Annotated in this window: 14 protein-coding genes; 3 read left to right on the forward strand and 11 right to left on the reverse strand. The window is 60.9% G+C overall.

Features of this window, described 5'->3' with window-relative positions; genetic code table 11:
• Positions 1 to 415: 415 nt before the first annotated feature.
• The 9 genes from JCM17207_RS13645 to JCM17207_RS13685 form a co-directional block, all read right to left on the reverse strand.
• Positions 416 to 1,603, reverse strand: coding sequence for a DEAD/DEAH box helicase (locus tag JCM17207_RS13645; RefSeq protein ID WP_238318163.1), 1,188 nt, complete (start codon positions 1,601 to 1,603; stop codon positions 416 to 418).
• Between the two features lie 125 nt (positions 1,604 to 1,728).
• Entirely contained in the window at positions 1,729 to 2,037 is a 309-nt protein-coding gene (locus tag JCM17207_RS13650) for an HU family DNA-binding protein (RefSeq protein WP_238318164.1), read from the reverse strand.
• Positions 2,038 to 2,255: 218 nt separating this feature from the next.
• Entirely contained in the window at positions 2,256 to 5,498 is a 3,243-nt protein-coding gene (carB, locus tag JCM17207_RS13655; RefSeq protein ID WP_238318165.1) for a carbamoyl-phosphate synthase large subunit, read from the reverse strand.
• 3 nt (positions 5,499 to 5,501) lie between these two features.
• Positions 5,502 to 6,608 (reverse strand): carbamoyl phosphate synthase small subunit, encoded by a 1,107-nt coding sequence (locus JCM17207_RS13660; protein ID WP_238318166.1) that lies wholly within the window; start codon positions 6,606 to 6,608, stop codon positions 5,502 to 5,504.
• A gap of 39 nt (positions 6,609 to 6,647) precedes the next feature.
• Complete coding sequence (gene pyrE / locus JCM17207_RS13665; protein WP_238318167.1) at positions 6,648 to 7,241, reverse strand: orotate phosphoribosyltransferase; 594 nt, start codon at positions 7,239 to 7,241, stop codon at positions 6,648 to 6,650.
• Positions 7,242 to 7,367: 126 nt separating this feature from the next.
• The gene (locus JCM17207_RS13670; protein ID WP_238318168.1) at positions 7,368 to 8,285 is read right to left on the reverse strand and encodes a dihydroorotate dehydrogenase; all 918 of its coding nucleotides are present in this window, start codon (positions 8,283 to 8,285) and stop codon (positions 7,368 to 7,370) included.
• Entirely contained in the window at positions 8,285 to 9,055 is a 771-nt protein-coding gene (locus JCM17207_RS13675) for a dihydroorotate dehydrogenase electron transfer subunit (RefSeq protein WP_238318169.1), read from the reverse strand. The genes JCM17207_RS13670 and JCM17207_RS13675 overlap by 1 nt, the downstream gene beginning before the upstream one ends.
• Positions 9,036 to 9,902, reverse strand: a complete 867-nt coding sequence (pyrF, locus tag JCM17207_RS13680; RefSeq protein WP_238318174.1) for an orotidine-5'-phosphate decarboxylase — start codon at positions 9,900 to 9,902, stop codon at positions 9,036 to 9,038. Before pyrF ends, JCM17207_RS13675 begins: the two co-directional genes overlap by 20 nt.
• A gap of 52 nt (positions 9,903 to 9,954) precedes the next feature.
• Positions 9,955 to 11,142: a dihydroorotase gene (locus JCM17207_RS13685; RefSeq protein ID WP_238318170.1), complete on the reverse strand. Its 1,188-nt coding sequence runs from the start codon at positions 11,140 to 11,142 to the stop codon at positions 9,955 to 9,957.
• 15 nt (positions 11,143 to 11,157) lie between these two features.
• On the opposite strand from JCM17207_RS13685, the gene JCM17207_RS13690 reads away from it, so the two are divergent.
• Entirely contained in the window at positions 11,158 to 11,535 is a 378-nt protein-coding gene (locus JCM17207_RS13690) for a hypothetical protein (RefSeq protein WP_238318171.1), read from the forward strand.
• 63 nt (positions 11,536 to 11,598) lie between these two features.
• Complete coding sequence (gene epsC, locus JCM17207_RS13695; RefSeq protein WP_238318172.1) at positions 11,599 to 12,279, forward strand: serine O-acetyltransferase EpsC; 681 nt, start codon at positions 11,599 to 11,601, stop codon at positions 12,277 to 12,279.
• Positions 12,280 to 12,361: 82 nt separating this feature from the next.
• Here epsC and JCM17207_RS13700 read toward each other — a convergent pair whose 3' ends face one another.
• The gene (locus tag JCM17207_RS13700; protein ID WP_238318173.1) at positions 12,362 to 12,805 is read right to left on the reverse strand and encodes an Rrf2 family transcriptional regulator; all 444 of its coding nucleotides are present in this window, start codon (positions 12,803 to 12,805) and stop codon (positions 12,362 to 12,364) included.
• An 81-nt stretch (positions 12,806 to 12,886) separates the two neighbouring features.
• On the opposite strand from JCM17207_RS13700, the gene JCM17207_RS13705 reads away from it, so the two are divergent.
• Positions 12,887 to 13,762, forward strand: a complete 876-nt coding sequence (locus JCM17207_RS13705) for an EFR1 family ferrodoxin (RefSeq protein ID WP_309295419.1) — start codon at positions 12,887 to 12,889, stop codon at positions 13,760 to 13,762.
• Positions 13,763 to 13,859: 97 nt separating this feature from the next.
• On the opposite strand, the gene JCM17207_RS13910 is transcribed toward JCM17207_RS13705, so the two are convergent.
• A complete protein-coding gene (locus JCM17207_RS13910; protein WP_373871900.1) occupies positions 13,860 to 13,937 on the reverse strand; it encodes a hypothetical protein in 78 nt (25 codons plus the stop codon).
• Positions 13,938 to 13,944 lie beyond the last annotated feature (7 nt).

The raw sequence follows: 13,944 nt of genomic DNA on the forward strand, positions 1-13,944 counted from the left end.
CAGCACGCAATCGCTTGCGTCCTATACGAATTACTTTGTTTTTGGAATTGTTTAACGTGCGTTTCCAAATCCGCACGCAATAAGGTTCCGTTACAAGTTTTTCGATATTGTTCAATTTTCAAGGTCCTGTGTGTCGTTCGCCTCTCGGCTGACGACCTCTTTATTTTACCACCGAGCCGTTCATTTGTCAAGCACTTTTTTCGAAGTGTTTTGAACTTTTCGATCGGTTTCGTGGGCTCCCGCAAGAGTCATTCTTTCGTGTGACCCGGGGTGCCTGAGTATAATACCACCGCACTCCCCTTTTGTCAACACTTTTTTTGCATTTTTTGAGGAAATTTGAAAGAAAAAATCCCGGGCCTCTCTGCACCGCCGCAAAGAGGCCCGGGACCCTCTATTATATTACCTTAATATAGGATCAGAAATAGCACTTGATCTGGAACCGGTCTGCCGGGTCCTGCTTCTTCTCCACCACAATCCGCTCGTGGTTAAAGTCGAAATGCACCGGGGTGCACAGTTCGGTGTTCCGGGTCAGACGGAGCAGCTCGTTTACCCGCTTTTTCTCCTCGGGCAGATAGAACAGATAGCTCACGCCCTCTTTCTTGGCGCGACCGGTGCGGCCGATCCGGTGGGTATAGTGCTCATTGTCCGAGGGCACGTCGTAGTTGATGACCGCGTCCACGTCCGACACATCAATGCCCCGGGCTGCCACGTCGGTGGCCACCAGAATGGCCAGTTTGCCGTCCCGGAAGTTCTGCATAATCTGGTTGCGCTCCTTCTGGGACAGATCACCATGAAGGCAATCCACAGAGAAGCCCAGGCGGGCCAGCTGGTTGGCCAGAGTGGCGGTGGCGAACTTGGTATCGCAGAAGACCATCACCCGCTTGTAGCCCTCCCCAATGACCAGCTGGGCTAGGTCGGACAGCTTGTTCCGGCCGGAGGTCTCCAGCATATACTGGGTGATCTTGGGCTGACTCTCCTCTTTGGGCTGGACGGTGATCTCCTCGGCGTCCTTCTGGTACAGCCAGCCGATGTCCATGACCTCACGGCTGATGGTGGCCGAGAACATGGACAGGGACTTGTGGGCTTTCATCAGGTCGATGATGTGCCGCACGTCCTTGTAAAAGCCCATGTTCAGCATTTCGTCCGCCTCGTCCAGCACGATCTGGGTTACATGGGAGATATCAATACTCCGGCGCTTGTAGTGGTCCATCAGGCGGCCCGGAGTGGCCACCACAATCTGGCAGCCCTCGGCCAGGCGGCGAGCCTGCTTGTCCATATTGGCGCCGCCGTAGACGCAGGCCACCTGGATCTCGGGCAGATAATAGGCCAGCTCTGCCAGCTCCTGGGCGATCTGCTGGGCCAGCTCCCGGGTGGGGGCCAACACCACAGCCTGGGGGTATTTTTTCTCCGGGTCGATCTGTTCCACAATGGGGATGCCAAAGGCACAGGTTTTGCCGGTGCCGGTGGGGGCCTTGGCAATGACGTCCCGCCCCGCCATCATCACAGGGATGGTTTTCTCCTGTACTTCCGTCATCTCGGTAAAACCCATCCGCTCGACGGCTTTGCGGATGGCCTCGCTGCACTGCAGTTCACTGTAAAGCATCGGTTTAACTCCATTCTCTCCTGCACAGTAGTTCTTTTGTATAGTATAACATGCCCCGCGCAAAAAGTCAGCACCACAACAAAAAGGCCGCGCATCCCGGGTGGGTGCGCGGCCTGATTGGCAGTTTATGCAGTTTCTTCCACGGTCTTGTTGGCGCGGCCGGCCTCCAGCTTCTGCTTGAAGCGGCCGCTTGCCTTAAAGCCGGGGATCGAGGTGGACTCCAACCGGCTGGACACCTTGGTCTTGGGGTTGGTGTAGGCCTTGGGCTTGCGGGGACGCATCTCAAACCGGCCAAAACCGGCGATGGTCACCTTTTCGTCCGCACACAGGCACTCTGCGATCTGGTTGAACATTGCATCCATCGTCATCTCCACCTGGCTCTCAGTAAAGCCGGTTTTGCGGGCGACGGTCTCGATCATCTGGGAACGGGTCATGTATCGATATCCTCCTGGAACGGCAAGTTCCACTTTTCGCGGCGCCTCCATAGCCCAGCACAGCCAGATGCATAGCACAATCTTTGCATCTGGCTGTTGGGGCTGGAATTTCCGCCAAAAGTAACGTATTTTGGCAAATTTTGCGTTGTAGAGTATAGCAAAACCACAGGGTGATTGCGATACTTTGCGCACAAAACGGCCTAGTTTACGCACGAAGCTTATTTGTTGCGATACAACGTAGCAATATCGACCAGCGGAATATTTTTCAGGCTGTGCTCACTGCTCAGGCAATTGACCAGAGCGGTGGCGGTATCTACTGCGGTAATGCAGGGGATGCTCAGCTCCACGGCCTTGCGGCGGAGGCGGACCGAGTCACGCCGGGGATCGCGGCCCTTGGCGCTGGTGGAGAAGACATAGTCCACCAGACCGCTCTGGAGCAGATCGATGATGTTGGGCGACTCGCCGGACATATTCCGCACCTCGTTGCAGGGGACCATGTGCTTATTGAGCCAGGCACAGGTGCCGGAGGTTCCATAGAGCTTGTAGCCCATATTTTTCAGACGCCAGGCGATATCCACAAACTCGGGCTTATCGCTGTCCTTGACGGTGAAGATGCAGCAGCTGCCGGGGCCGGGGGTCTTGAAGGTGTAGCCGGCGCCGATCAGGCCCTTGAGCAGGGCGTCGTGGTAGTTGGGGGCAATGCCCAGCACCTCGCCGGTGGACTTCATCTCGGGGCCAAACTGGGTATCCACACCGTGCAGCTTCTCGAAGCTGAAGACAGGCACCTTAACAGCCACATAGGGGGCGTTGGGGTGCAGACCGGTGCCGTAGCCCATATCCACCAGCTTCTCGCCCAGGCAGCAGCGGACCGCCAGGTCCACCATGGGCACGCCGGTAACCTTGGAGATATAGGGGACGGTACGGGAAGAACGGGGGTTGACCTCGATGACGTAAACCCGGTTGTTGGAGACAGCATACTGGACGTTCACCAGACCCACGACCTTCAGCTCACGGGCGAAACGGCCGGTGTAATCCACCATGGTGTCGATGACGCTCTGGGTCAGGTGCTGGGCCGGGTAGACGCAGATGGAGTCGCCGGAGTGGACGCCGGTCCGCTCCACCTGCTCCATGATGCCCGGGATCAGGAAGTTTTCGCCGTCGCAGATGGCGTCCACCTCGCACTCGGTGCCCTGGATATACTTATCCAGCAGGACGGGGTGGTCCATGTCCACGTGCTCGGTGATAACGCCCATATACTCGATGACGTCGGCCTTGGTGTAGGCGACGATCATGTTCTGGCCGCCCAGAACGTAGGAGGGACGCATCAGAACCGGCAGGCCGATCTCGTCGGCGGCGGCCAGAGCCTCCTCCAGGTTAAAGACGGTGCGGCCGGGGGCACGGGGAATACCGCAGCGCTCCAGCAGCTCGTCGAACCGCTCGCGGTCCTCGGCCTCGTCGATGGCGTCCGCCGGGGTGCCCAGGATGGGCAGACCGATCTCGTCCATGTGCTTGGCCAGCTTGATGGCGGTCTGGCCGCCGAACTGGACCACACAGCCGTCCGGCTTCTCGGTGGCGATGATGTTGTCCACGCTCTCGGGGGTCAGGGGGTCGAAGTAGAGGCGATCGCCGGTGTCAAAGTCGGTGGAGACGGTCTCGGGGTTGTTGTTGACCAGAATGGCCTCGCAGCCGTTCTTCTTGAGGGTCCAGACGCAGTGCACCGAGCAGTAGTCGAACTCGATGCCCTGGCCGATCCGGATGGGGCCGGAGCCAAAGACCAGGATCTTCTTTTTCTTCTTGCCCTCGGTCTGGGCGTCCTTGGCTGCGATGAACTCGGCGGCCTCGTTGTCGCCGTCGTAGGTGGAGTAGAAATAGGGGGTGTTGGCCGAGAACTCAGCGGCGCAGGTATCGACCATCTTGAAGCCGGCGCGGTAGTTCTCGATGGGCAGAGTCTCCACCTGGGCCAGGCGCTTGATGGTCTTGTCCTGGAAGCCGTACTTCTTGGCTTCCTTGTACTGCTCCAGGCTCAGATTGCCGTTGCAGCGGGCCAAGCCCTTTTCCAGGTTGGCCAGGTGCTGCATCTTGTCCAGGAACCACCAGTCGATCTTGGTGATCTTATAGATGGTCTCGTGGTCAATGCCCCGCTTGAGGGCCTCGTAGACGCAGAACACCCGCTCGGCGTCCTGGATGTGCATATGAGCGATGATCTCCTGATCGCTCAGCTCCTCAAAGGGCTTGTGGGTCAGTGTGTCCATGCCCAGCTCGATGGAGGAAACAGCCTTCATCATGGCGGCCTCGAAGCTGTTGCCGATGGACATCACCTCGCCGGTGGCCATCATCTGGGTACCCAGAGACTTGTCGGCGTAGACGAACTTATCGAAGGGCCACTTCGGGTACTTGACGACAATATAGTCCAGCGCAGGCTCGAAGCAGGCGCAGGTCTTGCCGGTGACGTCGTTGGTGATCTCGTCCAGGGTATAGCCGATGGCGATCTTGGTGGCCACCTTGGCGATGGGGTAGCCGGTGGCCTTGGAGGCCAGAGCCGACGAACGGGACACACGGGGGTTGACCTCGATGACCGCGTAGTCGAAGCTGTCCGGTTTGAGGGCAAACTGGCAGTTGCAGCCGCCCTCGATGCCCAGCTCGGTGATGATATCCAGGGCCGCGGTGCGGAGCATCTGGTACTCGTGGTCGGTCAGAGTCTGGGAGGGAGCCACGACCACAGAGTCGCCGGTGTGGATGCCCACGGGGTCCAGGTTCTCCATGTTACAGACGGTGATCACATTGCCCTTGTGGTCCCGCATGACCTCGTACTCGATCTCTTTCCAGCCGGCGATGCACTTTTCCACCAGGATCTGATGGATGGGGGAAAGACGCAGGCCGTTGGTGCCGATCTCGATCAGCTTGGCCTTGTCCTCGCAGATGCCGCCGCCGGTGCCGCCCATGGTGAAGGCGGGACGGACAATGACCGGGTAACCGATCCGGTCGGCGCAGGCCAGGGCGTCCTCCAGGGTCTCCACGACCTCAGAGGGGATGATGGGCTGGTGGAGCTTCTCCATGGTCTCCTTGAAGAGCTCCCGGTCCTCGGCCCGGTCAATGGTCTCGGGCTTGCAGGCCAGCAGACGGATGCCGGTCTTGTCCAGGTAGCCGCTGCGGGCCAGCTCCATGGAGAGGTTCAGGCCCATCTGGCCGCCCAGGTTGGGCAGGACGGAGTCGGGCTTCTCGATCTCGAGAATCCGCTCCACCACTTCCAGGGTCATGGGCTCGATATAGACGTGGTCGGCCACGTCGGGGTCGGTCATAATGGTAGCGGGGTTGGAGTTCAGCAGCACCGTCTCGATGCCCTCGGCCTTGAGGGCGCGGCAGGCCTGGGTGCCGGAGTAGTCGAACTCGGCCGCCTGGCCGATGATGATGGGGCCGGAACCAATGACCAGCACCTTTTTAATACTAGGGTCCTTAGGCATGTTTCAGCGCGCCTCCTTTGCAGCTTTGACGTTATTCAGGAAGCGGTCGAACAGAAACTCGGTGTCCTTGGGGCCGCCGTTCGCTTCCGGGTGGAACTGGACGGTAAAGCAGTTCCATTTTTTGTACTGGATGCCCTCGCAGGTGCCGTCGTTGGCGTTCACCTGGGCCACAGTGCCCATCTCTTCGGGCAGTTCCTCGCCCACCACCGCGTAGCCGTGGTTCTGGCTGGTGATGAAGGTGCGGCCGCTGGCAAAGTCGGTGACGGGCTGGTTTGCGCCGCGGTGGCCGTACTTGAGCTTGACGGTTTTGGCGCCGGCAGCCAGGGCCGACAGCTGATGACCCAGGCAGATGCCGAAGGTGGGGATCCCCAGCGCAAAGATATGGCGCAGGTTCTCGATGACCTCCACCGGCTCAGCGGGGTCGCCGGGGCCGTTGGAGAGCATGATGCCGTCGGGGTTCAGCTCCTTGATCTGCTCGGCGGTGGAATAGCCGGGCATCACGGTGACTTTGCAGCCGCGCTTGGTCAGGCAGCGGACAATGTTCCGCTTGCAGCCGTAGTCCATCAGGGCAATGTGCAGCTCGCCCTGGGGATTATAGACCTCGGGGGCGGCGCAGGTGACCGTCTTGACGGCGTCGGTCACCGCATAGGCGCGGATCTCGGCCAGCAGGGCCTCGGTCCGGGCGGCGTTGGCCGGGTCGGCGGGGTCGAACTCGGTGAGGATGGCGCCGTTCATAACGCCGCTCTCCCGGATGATCCGGGTCAGGTGGCGGGTGTCGATCCCCTCGATGCCGATGATGTTGTTTTTCTTCAAAAAGCTGTCCAGGGTCTCCTCACAACGCCAGTTGGAGGGGGTGGTGCAGGCTTCCCGCACGATATAACCCCGGGCCCAGATCTTGCCGGACTCCATGTCCTGGCTGTTCATGCCGTAGTTGCCAATCAGCGGGTAGGTCTGGGTGATGATCTGGCCGTAGTAGCTGGGGTCGGTCAGGGTCTCCTGGAAACCCACCATGCCGGTGGCAAAGACCACCTCGCCCACGGTGACGCCCTCAGCGCCCACCGACTGGCCCTCAAAGACCATCCCGTTTGCCAAAAGAAGATATGCGTTCATTCCGATAACCTCGTTTAAGCTTGTTTCAACTGCGGGGGCTTACAGGGTCTGCTTGGCTTCCTGCTTCATCTTGCGGCTGCCCAGGTGCACCAGGGGCAGTTTGCCCTCCTTGCAGATGGGGCATTCCTCGGGGGCGTAGTTGGGCAGATCCAGCTTGAGAGCGCTGGCCACGATGGGAATGGGGGACGGTGCCTCGGGCTTGGTGCGGTCCACCACGCAGGTGATGCCGAGACAGATGCCGCCGGCCTCTTCGATGACCCGCTTGGTCTCCAGGGAGGAAATGCCGGTGGTCACCACGTCCTCGGCGATGATGCACTTCTCACCCGGCTGGATGGCGAACCGCTTCAGGGTCATCACATTGTCCACCCGCTCGGTGAAGATGGCGCGCTTGCCGGTCTGGCGGGCCAGCTCGTAGGCGTAGACGATGCCGCCCATGGCGGGGCCGACGATGACGTCCACATCCATCTCCTTGAGTTTGTCGGCCACCGGCTTCATCACCTCGGCGCAGCGGTCGGGGTACTGCTGCAGATAGGCCATCTGGCAGTAGGCGCTGGAATGGCGGCCGGAGGACAGCAGGAAGTGGCCCTCCAGGAATGCGTCACAGCTCTTCAAAATTTCAATTGCTTCGCTCATTGTACGTCTCCCTCTCTTGGTATTCTGTGGTTTATGTTCCCAGTATTGTATCACGCTCTGGGGCGAATTGCAAATTTATGCAAGAAAATATCGTTTTTCTGTATATTAGTCAATGATATGCGAATATCAGCGGGCGCAGCCCCGGATCTCGTCCAGGCTGGCGACGCCGTGGCGGTCCATCCACTCGTTCATCTCGTCGGCGATGGTCTCCATGGCGCGGGGGTTTGCAAAGTTGGCCGCGCCCACCTGGACCGCGGCTGCGCCGGCCATGATGAACTCCAGCGCATCCTTGCCGGTGGCGATGCCGCCCAGGCCCACCACCGGGATCTGAACCGCACCCACTGCCTGCCAGACCATCCGCAGGGCGATGGGCCGCACCGCCGGGCCGGAAAGCCCCGCGAAGATGTTGTCGAACACCGGACGACGCTTTTCCAGGTCGATGGCGCAGGCCTGGAAGGTGTTGGTCAGGCTGATGGCGTCGGCGCCCGCAGCCTCCACGGCCTTGCACATGTCGGGGATGTTCTCGGCCTGGGGGCTGAGCTTGACCATCAGGGGCTTTTTGCAGACCTCCCGGACCATCTTGACCACAGCCCCGGCGGCCTCGGCCTTGACGCCGTAGGCCATGCCGCCCACCTTGACGTTGGGGCAGCTGATGTTCAGCTCGATGATATCCACCGGGCTCTCGCTGAGCATGGCCGCGCCCTCGACATATTCTTCCTCGCTGTGGCCGCCCAGATTCGCCAGAATCACGGTGCCGTACTGGCGTTTCAGCTCCAGCATCTCAGGCAGCTCCACGTCGATAAAGTGCTGGACGCCGGGGTTCTGGAGGCCGATGCTGTTGATCAGGCCGGAGGGGGTCTCCCAGAGGCGCTCGCCCTTGTTGCCGTACTGGCCGTGGAGGGTCAGGCCCTTGCCGGAGATGCCGCCGATCTTATTGAAGTCCGCCAGCTCCTCGTACTCGACGCCATAGCCCACGGTGCCCGAGGCGCCGATGATGGGGCTGTTCATGGTAAAGCCCAGAAGGCTCGTCTTTAAATCTGCCATCAGAATACCTCCGCCGCATCAAATACCGGGCCGTTTTTGCAGACGCTCTTGCCCTCGCCGGACTTGGTCTCGCAGGTGCAGCCCAGGCAGGCCCCGATGCCGCAGGCCATCTTCTTCTCCAGGCTCACCAGGCACTTGGTGCCCTTTTCGGCGCAGAGACGGGCCGCGTTTTTCATCATCACCGTAGGGCCGCAGACCAGCACCACGTCGTAATCCGCCGGATCATACAGCTGGGTGACAAACCCGTGGAAGCCCACCGCGCCGGTGTCGGTGGACACCTTGACGAGGTTTGCAATAGAGCGGTATTCCTCCATGCAGTAGGGCTTGTCCCGGAAGCCGAAGAAGACGTCCGGTTTCACCCCGGCGGCGGCCAGTTCCCGGGCCACCTGATACATGGGGGCGGTGCCGATGCCGCCGCCCACCACGGCGATCTTTTTATACTGAGCGGCCAGGGTCGGAATATCAAAGCCGTTGCCCATGGGGCCGGTCAGCTGGAAGGTATCCCCCGGTTTCAGGGTCGCCAGCTTCTGGGTGCCCTCGCCGATGACCTGGTAGAGGAACTCCACCGTCAGGGTTTCGGGCTCCCACTTGTGGACGCTGATGGGCCGGGAGAGGAAGGGCCCCTCCTCGGCCGGCCAGGACCGCAGGGTGAAGAACTGGCCCGCGTGGGGGGCGTGCTCGGCGTCCGGCCAGTGGACCCGCAGCAGGCGGATGTCCTCCTGAACCACTTCATGGCTCAGGACGGTGGCTTCACAGCAGGCTGCACGCATGGGCGATGGCCTCCTTCATGTTGACGCACTCGTTGTAGGCGGCCTCGTCGAAAGCAACGCCGGGCTGCTTCTTGTAGGCCAGCAGGATGCCGCGGCTGGAGTTGACGGTGCCGCCGTTGCCCTTGGTCAGGTACTGGGCGATATCCTCGGCCTTGCCGCCCTGGGCGCCGTAGCCCGGGATCAGGAAGAAGCTGTCCTTGTACTTGGCGCGGATCTCGGTGGCCTCCTCGATGTGGGTGCCGCCGATGACCAGGCCGATGGAGGAGTAGCCGTGCTCACCCATGTAGCCCTTGCCCAGCTCATTGAGCTTGTCGCCCACCAGGTCGTAGACGTGGCGGCCGTCGGCCAGCTTCTCGTACTCAAAGTCCTTGGCGCCGCCGTTGGAGGTGCGGCAGAGGACGAACAGGCCCTTGCCCTGCTTCTCGGCGTAGGGCAGATAGGGGCTGATGGAATCCAGACCCATATAGGGGGCCAGGGTCACGAAATCGGCCTCGAAGTCGCCGGTGAAGTGGCCCATGGCGTACATTTCGGCGGTCTTGGCGATGTCGCCCCGCTTGATGTCGGCGATCACCGGCACACCGGCGGCACGCACAGCCTTGAGGGTCTCGGCATAAGCCCGCAGGCCGTCCAGGCCCAGGGCCTCGTAGTAGGCGATCTGAACCTTAAAGCAGCCCGCCACTGCCTTGGTGGCCTCGATCAAGGCCTTGTTGAAGCGAACGATGTTCTCGCCCTTGGTCAGAGCCGTATCGGCGTAGCCCTCGGGCAGGTAGGAAAAGTCGGTGTCCAGGCCAACGCAGACCGGGCCGCGGGCTTCGACTGCTTCGTACAGTTTATCCATATTGGTCATGGGAGTGTTCCTCTCTTTCATAAAATTCCTTGGATGAATTTCGGTCTGGTTGTTATTCGGCCTGGTAGGTCAGCTGGCCGCCCTTGACGGTGGCGCAGACCCGGCCGTAGAGCTCGGCCCCGTCGTAGGGGCAGTTATGGGACTTGGAGTGAAGGGCGTCCTTATTTACTATATAAGGAGTATCCAGATCCACCAGCACGAAGTCGGCGTCGTAGCCCGGCTCCAACCGGCCCTTGGCCAGGCCCATGATCTGGGCGGGGCCCTCGCTCATCAGGCGGCTGACCACTTCCAGAGGCATCCCCTCCTGGCGGCAGAGCTTGGTGTAGCAGACCCCGAAGGCTGTCTCGCTGCCCACCATGCCGGCCATCCCCTTGAGCTTATCCTCTTCCGAGTGGGGGGCGTGGTCGGTGGCGATGGCGTCCACCGTACCGTCCCGAATCCCGTCCAGCAGGGCCTCGATGTCGTCGGCGGTGCGGATGGGAGGGTTGACCCGGTAATCGCAGGTATCCTTGGTGAACCAGAGGTGGTGGGGGGTCACCTCGCAGGTGACCGGCGCGCCCCGGAGCTTGGCGATCCGGATGGCCTCCACCGCGCCCCGGGTGGAAACGTGACACATGTGCAGCCGGGTCTGGTAGTACTCGCTCAGCCAGCAGTTCCGGACCGTCTCGATGTCCTCGGCCAGGCGGTAGTCCCAGGGGCTGATCTCCATATCCTCGGCGTGGCTCATGACGGTGATGTCCCGCTGGGTGCAGATGGCAAACGCCCGGGCCATGGTGGCGGTATCCTGAACACCGTGGCCGTCCTCGGTGATGAACTTGACGCTGGCGGGCAGGGTTTTCAGGTGGTCCAGGGTCTTGCCGTCGAAATTCTCGGTGATGGAGACGGTCTGGTTTGCGTCACACAGACCGATCTCGGCGGCTTTCTGCTCAATCTCAGCCGCCTGGGCCGCCGAGGAGCAGACCGGCTTTGTGTTGGGCATCAGGTTCACAAAGGTGTACCCGCCCGCGGCCGCGGCCCGGCTGCCGGTCTCAATGTCCTCTTTATATTCAAATCCGGGGGTGCGCCAGTGGCAGTGCAGATCCACAAAGGCGGGCAGAACGGTCAGACCTCCGGCATCCAGCACCGTTTCCTCCGGGCCGGCCAGGGCCGCAAGCCCCTGACCCACGGCCTGGATCTTACCCTCCCGGGTATAGATCTCGATGGGTTCTCCCCGTGCGTTGACAGCGTTTTGAAGCAGCATGACAGATCTCCTCCCATGATGTTTTTCAAAGTGGGCGAACGCCTGCAGGCAGGCAAAAAAAAACTTTTCCCCGCAAAAGGGAAAAGCTTATCCAGCAAAATGAGAAAACAACGCACCCACGCCAAAGCCAGCCGAGAAACGCATTTTGGACTTATAGTGCGCGCGGCCATTCAGCATAGGTCTGCTCCTCCTGTTACTGTATTGTATCTCAAGATATTTTATCATAGAAACGCGAAAAGTGTCAATCCCATCCCGGCCTTTTTCGGTGTGAAAAGTACCCTCTGCCGGGCGGCGAATTTTGGCGAGAATTACGAAAATCCGCCCCTGCGCCGCCCCCCGGCCCCGAAAACCCGCCCGCCGCCTGTACTTTCCCCCGCCGGTGTGTTAAAATGAAAAAACAACGGTCCGCCCCCGTCTCCCGCGGGCCGCAGCGTTTTGGGCAAGGAGGTATTCCCTATGGGTTTATTGGAGGATGCGCGGAACATCCAGCGCAAGGACCCCGCCGCACGGAGCGTGCTGGAGGTGATCCTGCTCTACCCCGGGTTCCACATTTTGGTTTATCACCGCATTGCGCACTGGCTCTACCAGCACAAGCGGTTTTTCCTGGCGCGATGGGTCAGTCAGTCCGGCCGGCACCACACCGGCATTGAGATCCACCCCGGCGCCAAAATCGGCAAATGTCTCTTCATCGACCACGGCATGGGGATCGTCTTTGGCGAGACCACCGAGATCGGCGACAACTGCACCATCTACCATGGGGTGACCCTGGGCGGCACCGGCAAGGACACCGGCAAACGCCACCCCACCCTGGGCAACAACGTGCTGATCGGCGCGGGGGCCAAGGTGCTGGGCCCGGTGTTCATCGGGGACAACGCCCGGGTGGGCGCGGGCAGCATCGTGCTGCACAACCTGCCCGCCAACTGCACCGCCGTGGGCAACCCCGCCGAGGTGGTGCGGATCAACAGCAAGACGGTGATCCCGGCGGACGATCTGGACCAGCAGGATCTGCCCGATCTGGTGGCCCAGCGGCTCACCGCCCTGGACCAGCGGATCAGCCACCTGGAAAAGGCCGCCCAGGGGGATACGCCCCCCTCCGCCGAGCAGCTGGCCGCCCGGTCCGGCGCCGCCCGCAAATAAACCGCAAAGAAACGGCGAAGCCCCCAAAAGGAGCTTCGCCGTTTTTTGTTTCCTTTAAACCGGCCGGGGCCGTTGTCCGGTGTTATTCCTCCGGGCCCGCCGCGAGGGCCTCGTAGTCCTCGATCATGGATTGGAGGGTGATCTCGCTCATGGTCTTTTTCACCGCATCCTCTATTTGATGGTACGGTTTGCAAAGTACCTTGCGGATGTTCTGCGCCACCGGGCAGGGCCGCTGCTGGCAGGAATGGATGCCGATCAAGGACATCACGCCCTCCCCTTCCAGCGCGGCATAGATTTGATAGAGGGTGATCTGGACCGGATCTCTTGCCAGCTCGGCGCCGCCGGTCCCCCGGGGGACGGTGATCAGCCCCGCTTTTTTCAGGGCGCTCAGAATATTGCGGATCACCACCGGGTTGCAGCCGGTGCTCTCCGCCAAAAGGCCGCTGGTCACCTTGGCCCTCCCCTTGGCCTGGTGGATGAATATAAGGCAATGCACCGCCACCGAACACTTTACACTGATCTGCATACGCTCTTTTTTCAACCCTTTCTCCGATGTAACGATTGACATTACATCACAACCATGTTACACTGTCCCTGATGTAACGCATTGGATTACACCTTTATTGTATCGGTCCGCCCGGAAAATTGCAAGCAGAACCCTGAGCCCCGCCCCGGGCAGAACCCCAAAACGTCCTGGAACTCCAAGGAGGATCTGCCCATGAATGTCTACGAGCTCTATTTCAGCCCCACAGGCGGCACCAAAAAGGCTGCCGACCTTCTGACCGACGCCCTGGCGCCCAAGGCCGCCCAGGTGAACCTGACCGACAGCAAGACCGCTTTTTCCGATCTCGCTCTGACGGCGGAGGATCTGGCGGTTATCACAGTTCCCTCCTATGCAGGCCGGGTGCCGGCCGTTGCCGTTCAGCGGCTGGCCGCCGTAAAGGGCAACGGTGCCCGGGCGGTTTTGGTCTGCGTCTACGGAAACCGCGCCTACGAGGACACCCTGGTGGAGCTGGCCGACACCGCCAAAGAAGCCGGCTTCCGGGTGATGGCCGCCGTCAGCGCTATTGCGGAGCACTCCATCGCCCGCCAGTTTGCCGCCGGCCGCCCCGACGCGGAGGACGCCCAGCGGCTGGCCGGGTTTGCAAAGCAGATTCAGGAAAAACTGGCCCGCGGGGAGGACACCAAGCCCTCCCTCCCCGGCAACCGCCCCTATAAAAAAACCAGCGGCAGCAAGCTCGTCCCCAAGCCCACCTCGGACTGCACCCGGTGCGGCCTTTGCGCAGCGGAATGTCCGGTCCAGGCCATCCGCCCCGAAGACCCCAAAAAGGTGGACGAATCGGCCTGCATCGGCTGCATGCGGTGCGTCGCAGTCTGCCCCCAGTCGGCCCGCCGGGTCAATCCGGTAATGCTCTCCGCCGTGGGGCTGGCTCTGAAAAAAGTGTGTTCCGATCGCAAAGAGTGCGAGCTCTTTTTGGAATGATTGAATCATATAGAAAAAGCAGATCCCCCGCTGTGAACCGCCCCATATTGTGCGGACAGTACAAAAAAGAGGCCTGCAAGGGGTAGAAGTAAACGAATCAAAGACTGGCCTGGCGAAGCGAGAGCGGAGCCAGGCCAGTCTTTGTCTGGAGCCGCTCGTGGTTATAGAAGTGGATGTACTCG

The organism is Faecalibacterium gallinarum (genome assembly GCF_022180365.1).
Lineage (GTDB): Bacteria > Bacillota > Clostridia > Oscillospirales > Ruminococcaceae > Faecalibacterium > Faecalibacterium gallinarum.

Excerpts from the sequence above, each read along its gene's own strand:
- JCM17207_RS13645 (WP_238318163.1), bottom strand. The coding sequence starts at position 1,603 with ATGCTTTACAGTGAACTGCAGTGCAGCGAGGCCATCCGCAAAGCCGTC.
- JCM17207_RS13650 (WP_238318164.1), bottom strand. The coding sequence starts at position 2,037 with ATGACCCGTTCCCAGATGATCGAGACCGTCGCCCGCAAAACCGGCTTT.
- carB (WP_238318165.1), bottom strand. The coding sequence starts at position 5,498 with ATGCCTAAGGACCCTAGTATTAAAAAGGTGCTGGTCATTGGTTCCGGC.
- JCM17207_RS13660 (WP_238318166.1), bottom strand. The coding sequence starts at position 6,608 with ATGAACGCATATCTTCTTTTGGCAAACGGGATGGTCTTTGAGGGCCAG.
- pyrE (WP_238318167.1), bottom strand. The coding sequence starts at position 7,241 with ATGAGCGAAGCAATTGAAATTTTGAAGAGCTGTGACGCATTCCTGGAG.
- JCM17207_RS13670 (WP_238318168.1), bottom strand. The coding sequence starts at position 8,285 with ATGGCAGATTTAAAGACGAGCCTTCTGGGCTTTACCATGAACAGCCCC.
- JCM17207_RS13675 (WP_238318169.1), bottom strand. The coding sequence starts at position 9,055 with ATGCGTGCAGCCTGCTGTGAAGCCACCGTCCTGAGCCATGAAGTGGTT.
- pyrF (WP_238318174.1), bottom strand. The coding sequence starts at position 9,902 with ATGACCAATATGGATAAACTGTACGAAGCAGTCGAAGCCCGCGGCCCG.
- JCM17207_RS13685 (WP_238318170.1), bottom strand. The coding sequence starts at position 11,142 with ATGCTGCTTCAAAACGCTGTCAACGCACGGGGAGAACCCATCGAGATC.
- JCM17207_RS13690 (WP_238318171.1), top strand. The coding sequence starts at position 11,158 with ATGATGTTTTTCAAAGTGGGCGAACGCCTGCAGGCAGGCAAAAAAAAA.
- epsC (WP_238318172.1), top strand. The coding sequence starts at position 11,599 with ATGGGTTTATTGGAGGATGCGCGGAACATCCAGCGCAAGGACCCCGCC.
- JCM17207_RS13700 (WP_238318173.1), bottom strand. The coding sequence starts at position 12,805 with ATGCAGATCAGTGTAAAGTGTTCGGTGGCGGTGCATTGCCTTATATTC.